Here is a 19029-nt window from a genome sequence, read left to right as displayed (position 1 = left end):
TAGTTTTTTATAATGTCCTAGCGGTAAATATTGTTTGGTAATCTACTGTTATAATAAAGACTTTTTTATTTAAAAATAAACTGTATATATACTGAATGTAAAAATTAGTTAAAACTTCAATAATTTAAAAACTCGATCGGCAAGTTTTGTTACTATAACGGCAAATTACGTTGTTAGGGTAGAGAAAATGCGTAGATGTAGCTTGTCGTATATATCGCCATCCTTCGTATTAAATATTTAGCCTAAATACGTATAACTATGCGATTTTTCACTCGAAATCAGTAGAGGTAAAAGTAGCAAGGTTGACATAGGGTGCCTTGCAATTGCTGAAATTATTGCTAAAAAGGATTATAAAAATAAAATTACTATTTGACTCACAATTACTTAAAAAAGTTTTTTTAGTGTGCCATTTAAAATTTACGACGAAAGTAGGATGAGACAACAAGAGTGTGGTGTGACAGTATGGTTCACTGGTTTGAGTGGTGCAGGTAAAACTACTATCTGTCAATTCGTGGAAAAGGAACTGCGGATACAGGGATATAGAGTTGAAGTTCTAGACGGTGATGCGGTACGTCAAAACCTATGCAAAGGATTGGGTTTCAGTAAAGAGGATCGAAAAGAGAATATTCGGCGCATTGGCTTTGTAGCTCAACTTCTTGCCAGAAATAATGTCATTGTATTGGTTTCGGCAATTTCACCGTATCGGGAAATTCGGGAAGAAGTGCGCCAAATGACTCCATTTTTCATTGAAGTTTACGTCAACGCATCATTGGCAGTTTGTGAACAGCGAGACGTAAAAGGGTTATATAAAAAAGCAAGAGCAGGAGAAATTAAGCACTTTACTGGTATTGACGATCCTTATGAAATACCACTCTGCCCTGAAGTCGAATGTAAAACTAACCAGGAAAGCGTTGCTCAAAGTGCAACTAAGGTCTTAGAAAAGCTAGAAGAGTTGGGTTATATAGTTGCTAGAATGAATTATTTATGAGTTAAATAAAGTTTTTAACTCATAACTTTTATTAAGATGCCAATAATTGCCGAATTAACCTGGCCACAGCTTTCTGCGTGAAGCGGTTGGCAATTTGTTGACCTAAACGTTGTACATCTGAATTTACCAATAACTGAGCAATTTGGGATGTAATTTGCACTGGGTCAAAGCCTCTTGTTTCTCGGAGAATACCTAATATACGTTTGATATGCTCCAAGGTTTGCTGTTGCTCAACTGTAGCTGCTGGAGTTTTATTAACTGCTGTCAATCCTACCCGTTCTCGTAACAAGGAGGTAAAGTTATGTAAAACATTTTTACCGAAAGCATCGAGTCCGTTAACAGATTCATCTACTAGCTTGTCACGAATAAAAGCACCGCGTTCAGATGATAGAAATTCTATCCCCTGATTTAGCACTAAATTAAAGTCGTAGTCTTGACTATTACGCGCATTTTTTAACAAGTTTTCTAAACGATTCCAGCGAAATCTGCCATCTTTAAATAGCAAATCTTGCAATGATGCTCTTAATTGCGGTGCTGGGTCTGTTAACAGACGTTTAGAAACGTAGGGATAAGCTTCGCTGAGAACTTTAAAGTTTGGATCTATATATATTGCAATACCTTCGAGCGTCACCAGGGAACGAATAATTAAGGCGTAGTAGGGCGGTACGCGGAAAGGATACTCATACATCAAGGCTGATAGTTCATCGGTGATGCTTTTAATGTTGAGTTCGGCAACGCTGGCTCCTTGGGCATCAGCAAAAACTCTAGCAAAAGCTGGGATAATTGGTGTTAAATCGGTTTCTGGTGATAAGAAATCTAACTTCACGTAGTCTTTTGCTAATCCTTCAAAGTCGCGGTTGACAACGTGGACGATCGCTTCTATCAAACCATAACGCTGTGGTGGCTTAATCTCGCTCATCATCCCAAAGTCGAGATAAGCTAATTTGCCATCGGTTGTCGCTAACAAATTACCAGGGTGGGGATCTGCATGGAAAAATCCATGTTCTAGCAGCTGGCGCAGGGAACACTGCACACCCACTTCAATGAGATAACGAGCATCTATCCCTTGGGCACTAATTTCTTCTGTCTGGGTTAATTTAGTGCCGTTAATCCACTCCATCGTCAGGACGCGACGATTGGTATATTCCCAGTAAATTTTCGGTACGTATACGTCTTTTATATGACCATATAACTCGAAAAATCGCTCGGCATTTTCACCTTCATGGATGTAATCCATCTCTTCAAAAATGCGATCGCCTAATTCATCAAGAATCCCAACTAAGTCACTTCTTACCCGTTTGACTTTTTTCTGCACCCAAGCGGCGAGGTTACGCAAAATATACAAGTCAATGGTGATTCCCTCTCTTAAGTCGGGGCGTTGAACTTTAACAGCTACTTCTTCACCAGTTTTTAGCTTACCTTTATACACTTGCCCCAATGAAGCCGCAGCAATTGGCTGTGCCGAAAGTTCGGCGTAAACCTCTTCTGGAGGTGCGCCTAATTCTTCTTTAATAAACTGGTAAGCAATTTCGTTGGGAAAAGGCGGTAATTGGTCTTGTAATTTAGTTAATTCTTCTAGGTATACGGGAGGAACTAGATCCGGTCTGGTGGATAAAGCTTGTCCAATTTTGATGTAAGCAGGCCCTAATTGGGTCAGCAATACTCGTAGCTGAGTGGCTCGGCGGCGGTCATTTTTAACGACAATTCCCCGTTTACTATCCGACCACAATCCAAACACAAAGGATAGAGTTGGCCCCAACACGGCAAAAATCCGCCGTAAAACTTGCACTTTTCTATTTCGATAATGCGCCGCTATGCCCACGGGATCGTAAAGCGTCTCAGGTTGGGCTGCTGTTCTCACCTTTTGGGCTGCTAAGAGTCTTGGTGAGCGTACAACTAACGTTGATGTACCATCTTCTGGCACTACATCAATAACATTTAATTCGTCGCCTCGGCGATTTGTGCCGTTGCGACTGTCCTCCTGAATCGGTCGGGAACTAGGGGGAAGTGTCTTAACAATCATGAAGAAGGCCACCAGTCAGAACGATCACATTAAGTATTGTAACAATATGTTTAGAAATTGGGTATTGGGAATGGGGCATTGGGTATTGGGCATTGAAAGAGGCAGAGGGGCAGGGTGCGGGGGGCAAAGGGGAAAATTCTCCCTTGCTCCCTGCTTTCGTTCGACTACGCTCACGGCAAGCCTGCTCCCTTGCTTCTTTCCCTGCTCCCCACTCCCCACTAGTCTGCTACACTTAAACGGGCATACTAGTTCAATAGTATTAGGTATTGCTAGTTGCTCAGAGATGAGACTTATTATCCTGTAAATTAGAATTATCCGGCATCTGCCCTCATGGAGAATTTGGCTTGATGTTGCTTTGCCTGCGAATTGAAAACTTTGCCCTAATTGACCAATTGGAATTAGAATTTGGCGCGGGACTAAATGTGTTAACAGGTGAAACCGGCGCTGGAAAATCGATTATCTTAGATGCCATTGATGCTGCTTTGGGCGGTAAAGTCTCTAGTAGAGTCATTCGCACGGGGACAAGTCGGGCGATGGTAGAAGCTACTTTCACCTCAAACGCTCCTTTAGCCGCTTGGTTGACCGAACAAGAAATAGATTTGCTTGATGAAAATTCTGTAGTCATTAGCCGAGAAATCACAGCCACTACGAGTAATGTCCGCAGTCGATCGCGAGTGAATGGTGTGTTGGTAAATCGACAGATCATGGCAGGAATGCGCGATCGCTTGGTGGAAATCACCGCCCAAGGTCAAACTGTACAAGTGGGACAATCTGCCCAAGTCCGCGACTGGTTAGATTTGTATGGGGGCGACTCTCTCATGCAGCAACGTCATAAAGTCGCCGCAAGCTTCAGTGCTTACCAACAGGCGCATTTAGCACTAGAAAAACGCCGGACATCGGAACGGGAACGATTGCAACAACTCGACTTGCTTACTTATCAAGTGCAGGAATTGGGAGCAGCCAATCTGGGCGAACCTAATGAATTGGAACAGTTGGGACAAGAACGGGAACGCCTGAATCATGTCGTCGATTTGCAACAAATGAGTTACAAGGTTTATCAGGCTTTGTATCAAAACGATCATGAAACTCCCGCCGCAGGTGATTTATTGGGAGACAGTGAGGCGACATTAAATGACATGGTGGAATACGATAACCAACTACAACCCCTATTGGAGTTGGTACGGGACGCGCAAGCTGCGGTAATGGAAGTGGGAAGGCAAATTAATGCTTATGGAGATGGTTTAGAAGCCGATCCGCAGCGATTGGAAGAGGTGGAAGAACGGATTCAGGAGTTAAAGCAAATTTGTCGTAAGTATGGGCCGACACTACAAGAAGCGATCGCTTACTACCAACGTATCCAAGCAGAATTAGCCCAACTTAACGACAGCGAACAATCTATCGAAAGTCTGGAACAGCAAGAAAAGGCCTGTTTTGATAAACTTACCCAAGCAAGTAATCAGTTAACTCAATTGCGGAGTAAGGCGGCGGCTAATTTAGAATCACGTTTGATCGCTGAACTCAAGCCCCTAGCGATGGAAAAGGTGAAATTTCTGGTTGAAATATTACCAGCTTTCCCAACTGCGATGGGAGCAGATAAAATTACCTTTATGTTTAGTTCCAACCCCGGTGAACCACTGCAACCTTTAACAGAAGTTGCCTCTGGTGGTGAAATGAGCCGTTTTTTACTGGCGCTGAAAGCTTGTTTTTCTCAGGTTGACGTAGTTGGGACAATGGTATTTGATGAAATTGATGTCGGGGTTTCGGGAAGGGTAGCCCAAGCGATCGCGGAAAAATTATACCAGCTAAGTCAACGCAACCAGGTGTTATGTGTTACCCATCAACCTTTAGTTGCGGCAATGGCCGATCGGCATTTTCGGGTAGATAAGCAAACTATCAATCAAGGTAAAGGTAAAAAAGCCAACAATGATAATGACGAACAGCGTACCGTTGTTAGAGTTACTACCTTGGATAATTTAAACACCCGTCGGGAAGAACTAGCGCAGTTGGCTGGTGGTAAATCTGCAACTGATGCGATCGCTTTTGCAGAATCTCTATTATTACAAGCTGCTAACCACCGTAGCACGAAGCATACTTGACCAAATAGTTACGAATTACTAATTACTAATTACTAATTACTAATTATAAATTTAGGCTGCCAATTCTGAAAGCCGTAAACCAGCAATATTCTCACAGGAAAAAGTCTCTTTGCCCATACATCGCCGACAGATTAGCTCTATAATTTGCCCTGCCCAATTGCGGAAAAACCATTGGCACAAGGAATCATCTTCTTGAGGTGTTAAAGACAGAGGAATAAAACCTTTCTTCTGCCATACTTCTGCTGCTGTATAGATATCATCAACAAGAATTGCAACGTGATGGACAGTATTAAAACCTTGCCGTTGGAATAAGCTAGCAATCTGTTCATCTGGTGCGTTAGGCGCAAGCAGTACCAAAATCATGCCTGACGGCATTAAGGCTGAGAGAAAGTACATACTAGCATCTTCAGGCAATAGGTTTTGCTCAGGACAAAAATCATCAGGCCATTTTCCTGGCCCTTCAGTAATTTTGGCATCATAGTTAATCAGAGCTTTAGCATAGTCTGTAAGAGCTTCTGAATCAGGAAACAACAGTACATAGTGATCTACAATAACTCGTTCACCAAAGAGATGTATGCAAAATGATGAGTTGAGAAATTCTGGAGTCTTGCACCCATCTTTATACAATAGCAATCCATCATTTTCTACAAAAGGCGACTCCTTATTCATTGAAGTTTTGGCTAAGTTAAAACCTTTTCTAGGATTTAATGGAAGGTTGTTGTTCATAATGCTCACCTATAAAAACAATCTATAGCATTTATTCAAATTTGAGGCTTAGAAACAAGGTTTATATCTACTATTATAGTCAAATACTTTGAGCTAATCTCAGACACCTGCAAGGCAATTATAGTAACTAATAATACTAACTGTCTCTAAACTGGCGCCGAATAATTCTTAACTTATCTCTTCCTTTTATTCCCGATGAAAGCTACGTAGTAGCTTGTCTCTTTGTATTCTTCTGAGCGAGACGCTGCACCTAGCAAGCCAGGAACAGCTTTGTTGCCCTCCCACTTTAGATAATTTTTCAAGTATACGAGCAATCTGTTATTTGAAATTTTTAAATACAGCATTATAGTCTCTCTACTCATGAAGCCAATTTGTCAAGTCCGATCTATACAAATTTAAATGAGTTTATCCTGCAAATTGCAATAGAAAAAGTATCTAAAGATTTGACATAAGCATCTAAAGATTTTTCATTGCATAGAACGGTAAGTTTTTATATATTTTTTAGGTAAATAGCATTAATTACAAGTGTTTTTTGGAGTTAGTAAATTTCCTAAAAAAACTCTGTAATTTAGTCCGAAAAGCTCAAGATTAGAAATTAAAAAAACAATAAAAAAGCTACAGATGAAGCTTAATTCTGCTTTGTGATATTGATTAATGAAGCCAAATTTATGTCCTAATAGGAGAATTAACTCTAATGGCATCTGATTCAAATTCTGTTTTTGGTAATACCGTTAATAGTGGTGATCAGGCTAGCAACCCCAGCGATCCTTTCGCATCTGGAGGCGCTTTTGGCATCCCAACGGCTGACAGCTTCGATTTTGATAAGTATGGAATTCCCAAAGAAGGCAGTTTCGATCCTGCTAAGTATGGCATCCCAACGGCTGACAGCTTCGATTTTGATAAGTATGGAATTCCCAAAGAAGGCAGCTTTGATCCTGCTAAGTATGGTATTCCAAAAGAAGGCAGTTTTAGTTTAGGTAGCGCTGGCATCCCAACGACTGATAGCTTCGACCCTTCTAAGTATGGTATTCCAACGGCTGATAGCTTCGACCCTTCTAAGTATGGTATTCCAACTGGAGGCAGTGTACCAAGTTTTGGTGGTGGTGGCCCAACTGCTTAGTGGCAATTGTATAACTTGAAGGGCAAATTCAAGTTATACATAATTCCAAAAGTCTGGGTTGATCTATCTTTTAATTATGTGATGTGCAACTTTCACTAAACAAAAATCCCATCCTAGCAAAAGATAACAATTATAATTTTGTAGCTTTTACATAGGATGGGATTTTTATTATCTATGGAAGACTTAGTAGTGGATATAACTCCATCATCTAATACTGCCATTTTAAATTTATTTATACTCTTGCAAAGCTCCTAACTTACGAATTCCTGGCCAAATCATAGCTGTAGCAATCACTACTAAAATTGTGCCAATTCCACCACCCACAACAGAAATCACTGGGCCAAATAAAGCCGCAGTCAAGCCGGACTCAAAGCCGCCTAATTCATTTGAAGCACTAATAAACACGCTATTAATAGCAGCAACTCGACCACGCAAATGATCCGGTGTTCTGATTTGAACTAATGTATGGCGAATCACAACGCTAATACTATCTAGTGCGCCACCAAGGATCAGCATCAACATAGATAGCCAAAAGGAACGAGAAAGCCCAAAGATAATTGTGACAACCCCAAAGCCAACCACTGACCACAATAAGGCTGGGCCTGCTTTGCGTAACGGTGGTAAATATGCCAGGGTAATCGCCATAGTCAAAGCACCGATGGAATGGGCTGCTTGGAGATATCCTAATTCCACTGGCCCCACGTGTAAAATATCTTTGGCAAAAATGGGGAGGAGCGCGATCGCACCACCCAACAATACAGCAAACATATCTAATGTAATCGCTGCTAAAATCAACTGATTCTGCCAAACAAACTTAGCACCAGCTGCAAGTGCTTTAAATGAAATTGGCTCAGTTGCGCGGGTGACTTTTTGCTGTTTGATCGCCAGCGTTAAAATAAAACACAGTAAAGCTGCGATCGCTGCTAACACATAAACCCCTGTAGCACTTCCCAATAGCGCAATCCCAAATCCTCCGAAGGCTGGGCCGATAACAGCAGCCAATTGAAAGCTACTACTATTCCATGTGGCTGCATTGGTAAAAGCAGTGACAGGTATCAATTGCCACATCAAAGCATCACTGGCTGGTTTGAGGAATGCCCTCGCTACACCTGTAAATACTAAACAGGCGTAAATTAGAAAAATTGCACCTTTAGTATAAGAAAGTACCCCTAAAGCTAGGGAGCAGAGGGCTAGCAACATTACCGAGAGTAACATGGTCACTTTGCGATCGCGGCGATCGGCAACATCTCCGGCAATTAAGGTGAGAATAATCATCGGTAGGACTTGCGCCAGTCCTACACCGCCTAAAGCGATCGCTGAGTTAGTCCGCTCATAGAGTTCCCAGCCGATGGCTACAGTTTGCATTTGCGACCCCACGAACAGCACCAGCCGTCCAATGGTAAATAGCCGATAGTCTCGAAACTTAAAGGCTGCAAAGGGATCGTGTTGTGCAACCTCAAAGTTATGGGGCTTTGAGTTCTGTTTTCTCGAAGACATTTTTTAGTAGAGTTAAGCCTTCTTCAATGTTGGAAATTTGGTCTTCTGAAAGACCTTTGAGCAGATCGGTAATATGAGCACGAGTTTGATCTTGGGATTGCTTGAGATGGTGTTTTCCATCTTCAGTTAAATTGAGCAGCACCCGCCGCCGCTCTTGAGGATGAGCAATCCGTTTCACGAAGTCGCGTTGTACCAAGCGTTCTATGGTTGCTGATGCCGTGGCAGAGGTGACACCTAAATGCTCTGCTAAGTCAGATAATGAAGCACCAGGATTACGGTTGATAAATGCTAGCGATCGCAATTGAGGTATAGATAAAAAAGCGGCACTATGGGCACGCATATCCGCTCGGATAAACCGCATCACCAATGGAACTGTTTCCATTACTCTAGCGGCACATTCTTCGGAAGTTGCACCTTGATTAGGTTTATCCAAGGTCATGGGCTTGTTGTTCTCCTAGTTACATGGCCACCCGTGGATAAAGTTTTCCACCTAGAATGGCCAAAATTATTAATGTGAATAAGAGAATTGTACAATCCAGACCAAAGCCATAGATGCTAGTGCCATTCAACAGCATGGTGCTACGTAACCCGTCAACCAGATAAGTCAACGGATTTAAATGGGAAATGAATTTTAACCAACTGGGCATCAACGAGATCGGATAGATGGCATTGCTAGCAAAAAATAACGGCATGGTTAACAATTGTCCAATACCCGTCATCCTTTCTCGGCTTTTCACCAAACAGCCAATAATTAATGAAAAAATACAAAATGTTCCCGCCCCCATTATGACTAGCAGCAGTACTTGGAGAATAGCTAGGGGATGAAAATTTAGTTTGACACCTAATAAAAATGACAATCCGTAAATGAATATTACCTGAGATAAGCACCGTACCCCACATGCTAGACCTTTGCCCAACACCATCGCTACACGGGGTGTAGGACTAGCTAAAAATTTATGTACAATCCCTAAATCTCGCTCCCAGATTAGGGTCATTCCGCCACTGAAAATTGCCACAAACAGAATACTCTGAGCCAAAATACCAGCAGAAATGAAGTCTAAATAGGGTAAGTTTCCTGTTGGAATCGCGCGAGTTCGGGCGAAAACTTGCCCAAAAATTAGCAGCCATAAGGCTGGTTGCACAGCCCGAACGACTAAATCAGTGGGATCGTGGCGGAGTTTACGTATTTCTAATTCTGCGATCGCCAGGGTTTTCGTAACTAGCTCTTTAATTGCAGAGATCAAATCTACTCGGACAGTGGGTGGTGATTTAACCCAATCGTTGAGCAGTACGTCTGGTTCTTGCTGTGTCACGGTAGTTCACTCCTGATGTTAACTGGTCGCCTGTATAGTAAATAAAGACATCATCCAAAGTTGCATTTGGGTTATTTAAAGAAGCTTTTAAGTCGCTTGGTCTACCTGTGGTAACGACTTCACCTTGCTGCATAATCGCTACTCGGTTACATAAGTTATCCGCTTCTTCTAAAAAGTGGGTTGTTAAAAATATAGTTGTGCCGTAATCAGCACAGAGTTGTAGTACAAGCTGCCATACTTGAGTTCGAGCGATGGGATCTAGTCCGACAGTCGGCTCATCAAGAAACAAAATTTGGGGTTGATGTAGAACTGATATGCCAATTTCCAGCTTACGGATCATCCCACCAGAGTAGTTTCGTACCAAGCGTTTCGCCGCATCTTGCAAACCCATGTATTCTAGAATTTCATAGATGCGGCGATCGCGTCCTTTGGCAGGTATTCCATACAGCTTGGCGAAGATTAAGAGATTTTCGTAACCCGTGAGGCTACCATCAGCAGAGAGCGCCTGGGGTACATAGCCTATAGCCCGTCTCACAGGATTAGATTGACGAGCCACGTCATAGCCAGCTAAGGTTGCTTTCCCTGCACTGATAGGCAGTAAGGTTGTCAACATCTTAAGAACTGTACTTTTCCCTGCGCCATTGGGGCCAAGCAGTCCAAATACTTCGCCCTGTTCCACAGATATGCTCAGGTTATTAACTGCGGTGAACTTCCCAAAACGGCGTGTGAGTCCCTGAGTTTCCAAAATCAACCGTTTTGGTTCTTCTTGAGGTTGCGATCGATTTATTTTTCCTGTCAGTATTGTCACAAGTTTGATGCACTTCTATTAATTAGTAAATCTAACTATTAGCTTCTCAAGAGATTTACCAGAAGTCAATAGACTTCTGGCGGAAATTTGAATCAGAGTAAAAGGAAACTCAGTATAGTGGCGGCGAAGTTATTGATAGGGGAAGTATTACTGAAAAACTAACCGCAAACACTTGCTAAGAGAGTTAATAGGTGAAAAAATTTTTAGAATGCCTACTGCTGCTCAGTTATAAAGTCTATGCCACATTTAATTTTCATCAACTAGCTGCAAAACCCTCTTGTATAAAGGTTCTGCTACCCAGAATCCTGCTTGGTTAATCAAAGCATCTAACAAAGGTTTCACAGCAGAAATCAGCCTTTGGCTTTTAGCTTCAACCAAAATCCCTAAAATCCCTGTGTAACCAAGATTTAGCCTAGCTGCAATCATGCGGCCACGACGTTCATCAATCAAAACTTGCTCTGCTTTCGTTTCCAGCGCAAGAGCGATCGCTTCAGCTTCACCAATATCCAGTTCATTGCTGAGTGCTTCAACCAATGCTCGATCTTGAACTGGACAAGTTTGAATCCAGATAAAAGTTTGGACTTCAATTGCACCCGCAACTGGAAAGTTAGGATCAGTCAGTTCTCGGTAGACAGCTTCAGGAATTAGGACTGTTCCATAAAGCTGTTGTAGTAAATGAAGATGGTTAATGGCGGCGAGGTTATTAATGGGTGAAGTATCACTGACAACGATCACAGTCTACCCATCGCCCGCAAGTTTTCTATATCTTGTTCAAAATCCTCGACCCCATAATGCACTGAAATTTGACGACTTGCGAGTAGATGCTGAAATGCTATACGGTTTATCCCTGCAAACCGACTGGCTTGAGCAAGGGTTAACTTTTCTTTTTGAAAGAGCATCACTGCAATTTCCTGCTTCATTTCGCCTTCAGTCATCCGAGTTGCGGTTAATATTTCATTAGAAATGACGATGCTCATAATTATAATTCTCTCTATCACTACTATTCTAAGCAGCTTGGCATTGCCAAGTGATAATCAGGTAAATTTGCAGTCACTATTTAAATCATTAGCAGGGTAAGTACCTTGGTTGCTGCTTGTCCTAGTCCGCCAAAACCCAGGACTCCGATACTTGCACAGGGAGAGGAATGTTTACTGACAGCGCAAATACTCCCTGAGTTTTGGGTTGTGGCTACTATATCAGTGATATTACTAATACCTGTAGAGTAATATTGCTATTATCGTTGTAAACAAAGTTAATATAGTTTGGATAAAAGATAATGCAAAGAACTTCTGTTTCATCATCAAACATTGCTTCTATCGGTTACGATGCAAAACAACAAATTTTGGAGGTTGAGTTCCTGAAAGGTTCTGTTTATCAGTACTCTGGTGTATCGGAGTCTTTGTACACTGGATTGATGAGTGCGGATTCTCACGGTAACTATCTTGACACTTACATAAAGAAAGGAAGTTTTCCTTACCGACAGATTCAGTAATTACGCAAACAATAGCCGAAACCCTGATTCTCAGCTAGGGGTAATTGATGAATTGCCCTTACACTGTGTAGTTTTGCGTAAGTCCTAATATTGTCTGAAAGTATGCTGCTCAGAGATATAACATTTCACTACACTAAACGGGATAACCATGACTGATAACGTGCAAAACAATATTCTCAATGAGTATGATAATAGCCTGAAAATACTTGATAAACTTGAAACAAAGGTAAAAGAACTTTTAAAGGATCTTTTAGAACCAAATAAAGCAAATATTCATACTATAAGTTCAAGAATAAAATCTAAGGATAGCCTTAGCAAGAAAATAGAGCGTAAAAACAAGTACTCTTATTTAAGAGATATAACTGATATTGTTGGTTTTCGAGTCATCACCCTTTATTCTGATACTGTTGATGAAGTTGCAAAAGTTGTTGAATCGGAATTTAAGATAGATGAGCAAAATTCTATTGATAAAAGAAAAGTTTTAGAACCCAATAGATTTGGCTATCTTTCGCTTCATTATGTAGCTTATTTATCTGATATTCGAGGTCAGTTAACTGAAAATAGTTCAGTTTCAGATTTTCGTTTTGAAATACAAATTCGTTCAATTCTTCAGCATACCTGGGCTGAGATAGAACATGACCTTGGATACAAAAGCAAAAATTCACCTCCCCAACCAATTCAGCGAAGATTTTACCGTCTTGCGGGACTTCTCGAAGTGGCTGATGAGGAATTTAAACATCTTCGTAATTCAATTGAGGACTACAAAAGTCAGGTAGAAGATAGTATAAATCAAAACAATTTGAACAATGTAAGAATTGATATAGAGTCAATTAAAGAGTTTATACAAAGAGAACCTTTAGTTAAGCAAATAAGTAAAGCTATATCTACCAAAATAAATGTACCTCTCTACGAAAATCAAGGTGTTGAATCGGATATAATCGAACGCCTATTTTTTTCAGGTTTCTCTACTTTAGAGGAAATCAAAAGAGATTTAGAAAAATATAGAAACCAAATTATAGAGTTTGCCGTGTTATGGATTAGTGGAAGCAATAAAAATAACTTTGGCTTTATTACTTGTGAAGTAGCATTCATATATCTTTGTTATATCAAATTAGCTTTGATAGGGAATGCGCTTGATATAATAGATCGTCTAAAGTTGTTTCCTCTTAATATAGGTACTGAAGAACAATTTAAACAACTTGCTGATCGTATATTGAAAACATATAAAGAAATCAATAAGTCAAATTTATGACTTGAGGCAGCAAGATCGCGTACTAGACAATATATAGAATCTAGCGATTGCTTATTGTATATTGTTGTAGTGAGCGATCGCATTAAAAATTATTGAAAAATTGAGCGCTTGTTGACAAAAGCCCGATTAGTAATCACAATGTAATTACAATCAAGGATAAATATCCTTATGGGGACAGCAATTAGAACCCGTATTGTTAAAATTGGGAATTCTCAAGGTATCCGCATTCCTAAACTTCTGCTAGAACAAAGTGGTATTGGTGAAGAGGTGGAAATTGAAATTCAAGATTGTCACCTAATTGTCCGTGCTGCTTCTCAATCGCGTCAGGGGTGGGATGAAGCATTTTCAAGAATGGCGAAGCAACACGACGATGCACTGCTTGATGATGGCATAGCTACAGAGTGGGAGCATGTAGAGTGGGAGTGGTAGTCAATCGATTTGATGTGTTTTTGGTTAACCTCGACCCAACGGTTGGCAGTGAAATTCAGAAGACAAGACCTTGTGTAGTAATTTCACCAGATGAGATAAATAAATATATTGCCACGATTATTGTTGCTCCGATGACAACTAAAGGACAGTCTTATCCGACTCGTGTCACTTGTGAGTTTCAGGGTAAGGATGGGCAAATAGTTCTAGATCAAATTCGTACAGTTGACAAAACTCGATTAGTCAAAAAGCTAGGTCAGATTGACTCTAATGAACAAAAAGCAGTTTTAGATACCTTGGCTGAAATGTTTGCTGAATAATATGCCTAATAATTCTATAAACCGGATAGTTATACCAATTCTTTATGGCTAGGAGTTATATAACATCTCTGGTTATCTTCAACATTTTATTTCCACCAGGCTGGAATTCGTATTCAACCTTTCCAATATCTATTTGATAACCCATTGAAATGTAATATTTTACTATTTCATCTAAATGTTGTGAATGTTTCCACATTAAAGTTATGAGGGGAAATATTCTGACTTCTTTAGCAATACGCAGCATCTCACCTACTGAATTTAAGTGAAAATCGTAATCGAGATGATCTGAATATAAAAATAATAAATGCGAACAAAGAGCTATATCAAACTCTTGATTATCATAAGCTAATTTTGGCAATTCACCGACTGCGTATCTGTTGCGTTTTTTGCCAGTTTCATAATCAGACAGAAATTCTCGAATAACTTTCACTCGATTGTGTCGCAAATCATCTGGAGATTTATGATAGCTCCATACCCAATCATTCGTTGTAGCCTTGACTTGATTAATGATGTTATCTACCACTTCATTAAATTTTTGCAATATTTCATCACCAGAAAATTGGTAGAGTGGATCAACAGAGACTACACTTTTACCCTGACGTGTCAGTTCTGCATTAAAGCTTGCTGGCCCATCTCCAATCCCAATGATTTTTTTATTTAAATCTGCATTTTTTAAATTGAATATTTTTATATATTCATCCATTGATCTCCCAAAAGGAACTACTTTATCAAGAACCATTGCCATAGAATTTACCTCGTCAATAGACTGATTAAACAGGATGATAGCATCAAAATGTTTTATTTACTGAGAGACGGCAATCATTCAGAAGCGCGTTAAGTTCTTTTATAACTGTCAAGGGATTTCTACCTCTAAATATAGCAGCGATCGCAGCTTCATAAGGATTTCTACCTGTTTTTTTGACAGCATTTATTGCAGCTTGATTTGATAATCCTCGCACACTAACTAGCCATGCCGCTAATACATGTCCAGTACGTCCAATTCCACCGGAACAGTGTACAACAACTTTCTCATTTTGTTTCTCAGCTTCTATTAAGAAAGGAAGTATTTTCTGTGTGAGGGTTTCTAAATCAGATAAATGGAAATCTGCAATTGGTGCCCAACAAATTAGCTTATTCCCAAATTCCTGTTTGTATATGTTTAGAAGATTAGAGTAAGAACCTAGCTGTTGTTCATCAAGAAGACAGCAAACACGCTTGATATTTTGGCGCTTCATGAACTCTATCCAATCCTGAACATTCTTGTCAGTGTATCCAGGTCGCGCAGCACCAAAGACTATTTGCTCCTTCTCCCAAGCTGGGGCAAATTTGTACATATTTAACTGTCTAGAATCGAGGTTGATAAATCTTACCAATGGCAGAAAATAGCAATGGCTGCGCCAACGCTTTCAGCGAACGCCGTTTAAAAATCTTTCTACAGCCAATGCCAACTAAAGTAACTATACCTAAAAGCCTAATACAATACCTACGTATACACACTATATTACTTTAGAGTTATACTGCACTGCATCTAATCTACCTGGAAAATAATAAGGTAGAACGAATGCTAAGAATAAAGTTTTTCAATAAATTTTATATTTTTGTGAATTGTCTTGCTGCCTATACTACCTCTAATGCTTATTCTTAGGACTTTTGCAGCTTACTTCGCTTACTCCAGTAGTTACCTTGACTAATCAATGAGGTTAAGAGAAACTAACTAAATACTGATGCGTGTGCTTATAATATTAATAAGTTTTGTAAAGATTCTGAGATATATATGTTGAAAAATGGAACATTAGTTAACAAATGGCAAGTTTATATCTAGTAAAAATGTTCCTATGGCTATATTTGTAGCCTTCTGCTAAGGCAGTAGAATTTAAGCGTACTTATCCTGGTTGGCCAAAAGAATGGAGACATTAGAGTTCATAATTTATCCAGACGGTCGGGTACAAGAGAAAGTCACTGGCATTGTGGGTAATTCTTGCGCTGAAGTTACAGCAGCAATAGAGGCGCAGCTGGGGCAAGTACTTAATCATGAGCCAACCTCAGAATATTTCGCCGCCAAGGTGCAGCAACCTAATGTGGCGAATACACACACCACTTACAGCGATTGGTAAGTTTTCACAGTAGTTTAGTGTTATTAATTCACAACCACCATGTCACACTTTAGCCAAATTAAGACTCAAATCCGTAACCTTGATTCTTTGAAAGATGCTTTGACTGAATTGGGCGTAGACTGGAAACCCGGCCCGCGCGAAGTCCGTGGCTATCGCGGTCAAACCCATCCTGCAGAAGTTAGTATTGAGCAGGAAAATGGCTATGACATCGGCTTTAGATGGAATGGCAAGGAATATGAATTGGTGGCTGACTTGCAATATTGGCAACAAGATTTGTCTGTAGATGGATTTTTGCGCCAAGTAACACAGCGCTATGCTTATCAAACAGTTCTGAAAGAAACTGCTCGTGTTGGTTTTCAAGTTTCTGAACAACAAAAAAATGAAGATGGTTCAATTCGCCTGGTAGTACAGCGCTGGAGTGCGTAATGGCTGATTTTCTGCCGTCACTGGAAGAACAAGAAGATAACCGTTCCGGTTTGGAACCAGAATTAGGGGGTTTTTTACGGGATGCCCCAGAACGTTCTGGTTTAGAACCGGAATTGGGTGGTATGCTACGCCAAAATGGTGTTTATGTTGACGAAATCACCTGTATTGGTTGCAAGCATTGCGCTCATGTTGCGCGTAACACCTTTTATATTGAACCAGATTACGGGCGATCGCGCGTGGTTCGGCAAGATGGGGACGCTGAGGAAATTATTCAAGAAGCAATTGACACTTGTCCGGTTGATTGCATTCATTGGGTTGATTACACTGAACTGAAAAAATTAGAAGACGAGCGCAAATATCAGGTAATTCCTTTAGTGGGTTATCCTGTAGAACAGGCAATTGTTGCTAGCGAACGTCGGCGTAAAAAGCAAAAGTTAAAAACCAAAAAATCCCGTTATTAAGATAAAAACGTTAAATCGATATAATAAAGGACTGGATTTACCAGTCCTTTTGTTTTTCGTTATGTAGTTAATTTCTGATGTCAGGATAATTTTGAATTCCCTGTAAGAGCTAACTCTCTTCATTTGAAATTGAGAGGATCGTGTTGTGAAAGTAATTTTTCTACTTTTGCCTCGTTTAACCTATGTAGTCAGTAGAAACTGGCACAAGATTTGTACCAGTTTTACAAGTGGCATTAAAAGGATGAGTTTAGTTATTCATCTGGAAAAGTCTGTACTTTGCCATCAGGACTGAGAACAACTCGAATTCTGACATTTTGTCCATTTTTATTAGCGGAAACAAAAGGTTTGCCAACTTCTGGCATCCCAGCATTATCAACGAATTCTCTTGCTGCCTTATTAAGGGGGAAAATTCGTTCAATTGTGCCGTCAACACCAACTATCAAACTGTACTCTAATGTTTGTCCCAGTCCAGTAGGTGGTTGCCAACGCTTTGTTAGGTATTGTCTAGCTTCTGCTACTTGCGGTGTGTCAAATAATGTGCCAGTAGCTACTTCTCGAGATGTGGGGTTTTTACCTGCGTCCCCTAATTGATCGATAAATGGATTATTAGCAGCAGTTCTAGAGGAAGGAAGTTGTGAAGTAGGCTTCTCTCCAGCAGAAGATTGCTGTAAAGAACTAATTGTTTCGTCTAGCTGTTGTGAAGTTAGTGGAGAGGGTTGGGCTGGGGTATTGACACGATTCTTATTGGGTATGGTGTCAAGAGATGGAGGGAGGACTGGTGAGATATTAGTTGGTAAGCTATTGGCATTAGAAGACAGTCTGGGTGGCAAATTCCGCAGTTGAGGGATAGCACCGCCTTGGGGACTTGACCCGGTTGGATTCTGTCCAAGATTTGGTAATATGGCAATTTCCTGACCTGGGATTTTCTTGGATGGTGCGCTCGCTCGATTACTAGGAAGGGTTGCAGTCGTCCCTTGAGGTATTGTCAACGTATTTGGTGGCGGTGGAGAGAAACTACTAGAACTAGGGGCTGTTAGAGGTGCTTGAGGTAAAGTGGATGTGGAAAGTGGAGGGGTAGAACCTAGCAAATTATTTGATGGAGGGGTTAGCCCAGGTTCAGGGGTGGGAAAGTTTAGTGAAGATGAAGGTTCTAGAGCAGTCTTTACTGCTTCTGAATTTGATGTTTTGGCTGTCTGCTGTTGCTTTTCTCTAATATTGTTAGCATATTGCCAAGTAACTGGTAAAAAACCTACACCTAATACTAATACTGCGGCAACAGGTGCCCAAGCAGGGAACCTCAGAGTCGAACTCGTGTTGTTGAGAGTTGGGAGTGCCATGACATCAGTCGAGTATTCATCTAAAGCACTTGCCAAGTCGAATAGTTGTAGCAAACTGAGTTTAATTACGGGGCCGGATGAATAGTTGGCCAGAGAACCAAGAAATAGGTTGTGAGTTAAATAGCTACTTGGTTCTAAGTAGATATTTGCTCCTGGAATCTGGTTACTAAAAGCATTTAATGTTTTTGTTGAAGACTTTAATTCCGGATCGTCCAGTGCTGTGCTTGACTCCTGGGTACTGGGGAAACTCACCCAAAAGCTTTCTGGAGACTGTTGAAGGAATTGCTGTACATAGTTAGTGACGGCATCACATAAAGCCTCAAGTTGCTCGCGATCGCCCCGAATTGGAACTCTTTGTTCTTCTGGGAGTCGAGGATCGTCAAAACGTAGCTCAAAACTCAGATGTTTGAGGACAGTTTTCCCCATCCAACGAGACAGAGGTGAGCTTTGCGCGAATACTTCTAGCGTGCAAGTCGGTGGTGTGTAGCAACGAATAACTGAATTTGATAGAGGCATGACAGGAACTACGAAGAAGACTATATTGGGATTTTGCAAAAATTGAGCCAGTTGCTTGCTTGCAAAGAAAAGTTGGAACGGTGGATTCTTCCACTCAGAAATTTGTGAGGTTCC

General features: G+C 40.6%; 21 protein-coding genes. 10 read left to right on the top strand and 11 right to left on the bottom strand.

Annotation, left to right across the window (positions count from 1 at the left end):
• Positions 1 to 415 precede the first annotated feature (415 nt).
• Complete coding sequence (gene cysC, locus RMX89_RS21010; protein ID WP_322690319.1) at positions 416 to 988, top strand: adenylyl-sulfate kinase; 573 nt, start codon at positions 416 to 418, stop codon at positions 986 to 988.
• 31 nt (positions 989 to 1019) lie between these two features.
• Here the strand turns inward: cysC and RMX89_RS21005 are convergent, their stop codons facing one another.
• A complete protein-coding gene (locus tag RMX89_RS21005) occupies positions 1020 to 3011 on the bottom strand; it encodes an AarF/ABC1/UbiB kinase family protein (protein ID WP_322690293.1) in 1992 nt (663 codons plus the stop codon).
• Between the two features lie 347 nt (positions 3012 to 3358).
• Here RMX89_RS21005 and recN point away from each other — a divergent pair, with 347 nt between their 5' ends.
• A complete protein-coding gene (gene recN, locus RMX89_RS21000) occupies positions 3359 to 5107 on the top strand; it encodes a DNA repair protein RecN (protein WP_322673349.1) in 1749 nt (582 codons plus the stop codon).
• Between the two features lie 51 nt (positions 5108 to 5158).
• On the opposite strand, the gene RMX89_RS20995 is transcribed toward recN, so the two are convergent.
• Positions 5159 to 5833 (bottom strand): VOC family protein, encoded by a 675-nt coding sequence (locus RMX89_RS20995; protein ID WP_322673348.1) that lies wholly within the window; start codon positions 5831 to 5833, stop codon positions 5159 to 5161.
• A 694-nt stretch (positions 5834 to 6527) separates the two neighbouring features.
• On the opposite strand from RMX89_RS20995, the gene RMX89_RS20990 reads away from it, so the two are divergent.
• Entirely contained in the window at positions 6528 to 6953 is a 426-nt protein-coding gene (locus tag RMX89_RS20990; RefSeq protein ID WP_322673347.1) for a hypothetical protein, read from the top strand.
• 228 nt (positions 6954 to 7181) lie between these two features.
• On the opposite strand, the gene RMX89_RS20985 is transcribed toward RMX89_RS20990, so the two are convergent.
• From RMX89_RS20985 to RMX89_RS20960, 6 genes are all read right to left on the bottom strand, one after another.
• Entirely contained in the window at positions 7182 to 8450 is a 1269-nt protein-coding gene (locus RMX89_RS20985) for an MFS transporter (RefSeq protein WP_322690292.1), read from the bottom strand.
• Positions 8416 to 8889, bottom strand: coding sequence for a MarR family winged helix-turn-helix transcriptional regulator (locus RMX89_RS20980; protein ID WP_012410989.1), 474 nt, complete (start codon positions 8887 to 8889; stop codon positions 8416 to 8418). The genes RMX89_RS20985 and RMX89_RS20980 overlap by 35 nt, the downstream gene beginning before the upstream one ends.
• Before the next feature lie 19 nt (positions 8890 to 8908).
• Entirely contained in the window at positions 8909 to 9763 is an 855-nt protein-coding gene (locus tag RMX89_RS20975) for an ABC transporter permease (protein WP_322690291.1), read from the bottom strand.
• Complete coding sequence (locus tag RMX89_RS20970) at positions 9720 to 10571, bottom strand: ABC transporter ATP-binding protein (RefSeq protein ID WP_322690290.1); 852 nt, start codon at positions 10569 to 10571, stop codon at positions 9720 to 9722. The genes RMX89_RS20975 and RMX89_RS20970 overlap by 44 nt, the downstream gene beginning before the upstream one ends.
• A 246-nt stretch (positions 10572 to 10817) precedes the next feature.
• A complete protein-coding gene (locus RMX89_RS20965; protein ID WP_322690289.1) occupies positions 10818 to 11306 on the bottom strand; it encodes a DUF3368 domain-containing protein in 489 nt (162 codons plus the stop codon).
• Entirely contained in the window at positions 11303 to 11548 is a 246-nt protein-coding gene (locus tag RMX89_RS20960; RefSeq protein WP_322690288.1) for a UPF0175 family protein, read from the bottom strand. The genes RMX89_RS20965 and RMX89_RS20960 overlap by 4 nt, the downstream gene beginning before the upstream one ends.
• 299 nt (positions 11549 to 11847) lie before the next feature.
• Here RMX89_RS20960 and RMX89_RS20955 point away from each other — a divergent pair, with 299 nt between their 5' ends.
• The 4 genes from RMX89_RS20955 to RMX89_RS20940 all read left to right on the top strand — a co-directional run bounded on the left by RMX89_RS20955 (position 11848) and on the right by RMX89_RS20940 (position 14061).
• On the top strand, positions 11848 to 12063 hold the full coding sequence (locus tag RMX89_RS20955; RefSeq protein ID WP_322690287.1) for a KTSC domain-containing protein: 216 nt from the start codon (positions 11848 to 11850) through the stop codon (positions 12061 to 12063).
• Between the two features lie 148 nt (positions 12064 to 12211).
• Positions 12212 to 13315, top strand: a complete 1104-nt coding sequence (locus RMX89_RS20950) for a hypothetical protein (protein ID WP_322690286.1) — start codon at positions 12212 to 12214, stop codon at positions 13313 to 13315.
• A gap of 168 nt (positions 13316 to 13483) precedes the next feature.
• Positions 13484 to 13744: an AbrB/MazE/SpoVT family DNA-binding domain-containing protein gene (locus tag RMX89_RS20945; RefSeq protein ID WP_322690285.1), complete on the top strand. Its 261-nt coding sequence runs from the start codon at positions 13484 to 13486 to the stop codon at positions 13742 to 13744.
• A complete protein-coding gene (locus tag RMX89_RS20940) occupies positions 13738 to 14061 on the top strand; it encodes a type II toxin-antitoxin system PemK/MazF family toxin (protein ID WP_322690284.1) in 324 nt (107 codons plus the stop codon). Before RMX89_RS20945 ends, RMX89_RS20940 begins: the two co-directional genes overlap by 7 nt.
• Positions 14062 to 14116: 55 nt before the next feature.
• Here the strand turns inward: RMX89_RS20940 and RMX89_RS20935 are convergent, their stop codons facing one another.
• Both RMX89_RS20935 and RMX89_RS20930 read right to left on the bottom strand, forming a co-directional pair.
• Positions 14117 to 14806, bottom strand: coding sequence for an SAM-dependent methyltransferase (locus tag RMX89_RS20935; RefSeq protein ID WP_322690283.1), 690 nt, complete (start codon positions 14804 to 14806; stop codon positions 14117 to 14119).
• Positions 14807 to 14849: 43 nt separating this feature from the next.
• On the bottom strand, positions 14850 to 15395 hold the full coding sequence (locus tag RMX89_RS20930) for a protein-tyrosine phosphatase family protein (RefSeq protein ID WP_322690282.1): 546 nt from the start codon (positions 15393 to 15395) through the stop codon (positions 14850 to 14852).
• Between the two features lie 570 nt (positions 15396 to 15965).
• Here RMX89_RS20930 and RMX89_RS20925 point away from each other — a divergent pair.
• From RMX89_RS20925 to RMX89_RS20915, 3 genes are read left to right on the top strand one after another with little or no spacing between them, the layout of a single operon-like run.
• Entirely contained in the window at positions 15966 to 16175 is a 210-nt protein-coding gene (locus RMX89_RS20925) for a DUF2997 domain-containing protein (RefSeq protein ID WP_322673334.1), read from the top strand.
• A gap of 39 nt (positions 16176 to 16214) precedes the next feature.
• A complete protein-coding gene (locus RMX89_RS20920; protein WP_322660747.1) occupies positions 16215 to 16601 on the top strand; it encodes a DUF1257 domain-containing protein in 387 nt (128 codons plus the stop codon).
• Positions 16601 to 17062 (top strand): ferredoxin, encoded by a 462-nt coding sequence (locus RMX89_RS20915; protein ID WP_322673333.1) that lies wholly within the window; start codon positions 16601 to 16603, stop codon positions 17060 to 17062. Before RMX89_RS20920 ends, RMX89_RS20915 begins: the two co-directional genes overlap by 1 nt.
• 251 nt (positions 17063 to 17313) lie before the next feature.
• On the opposite strand, the gene RMX89_RS20910 is transcribed toward RMX89_RS20915, so the two are convergent.
• Positions 17314 to 18915, bottom strand: a complete 1602-nt coding sequence (locus RMX89_RS20910; protein WP_322690318.1) for a DUF4335 domain-containing protein — start codon at positions 18913 to 18915, stop codon at positions 17314 to 17316.
• Between the last annotated feature and the right edge of the window lie 114 nt (positions 18916 to 19029).

The sequence above is a fragment of the Nostoc sp. DedSLP04 genome, from assembly GCF_034530775.1.
GTDB lineage: Bacteria > Cyanobacteriota > Cyanobacteriia > Cyanobacteriales > Nostocaceae > Nostoc.
The sequence above is the reverse complement of the archived record's forward strand: the minus strand, read 5'-3'. Positions and strand labels throughout refer to the sequence as shown.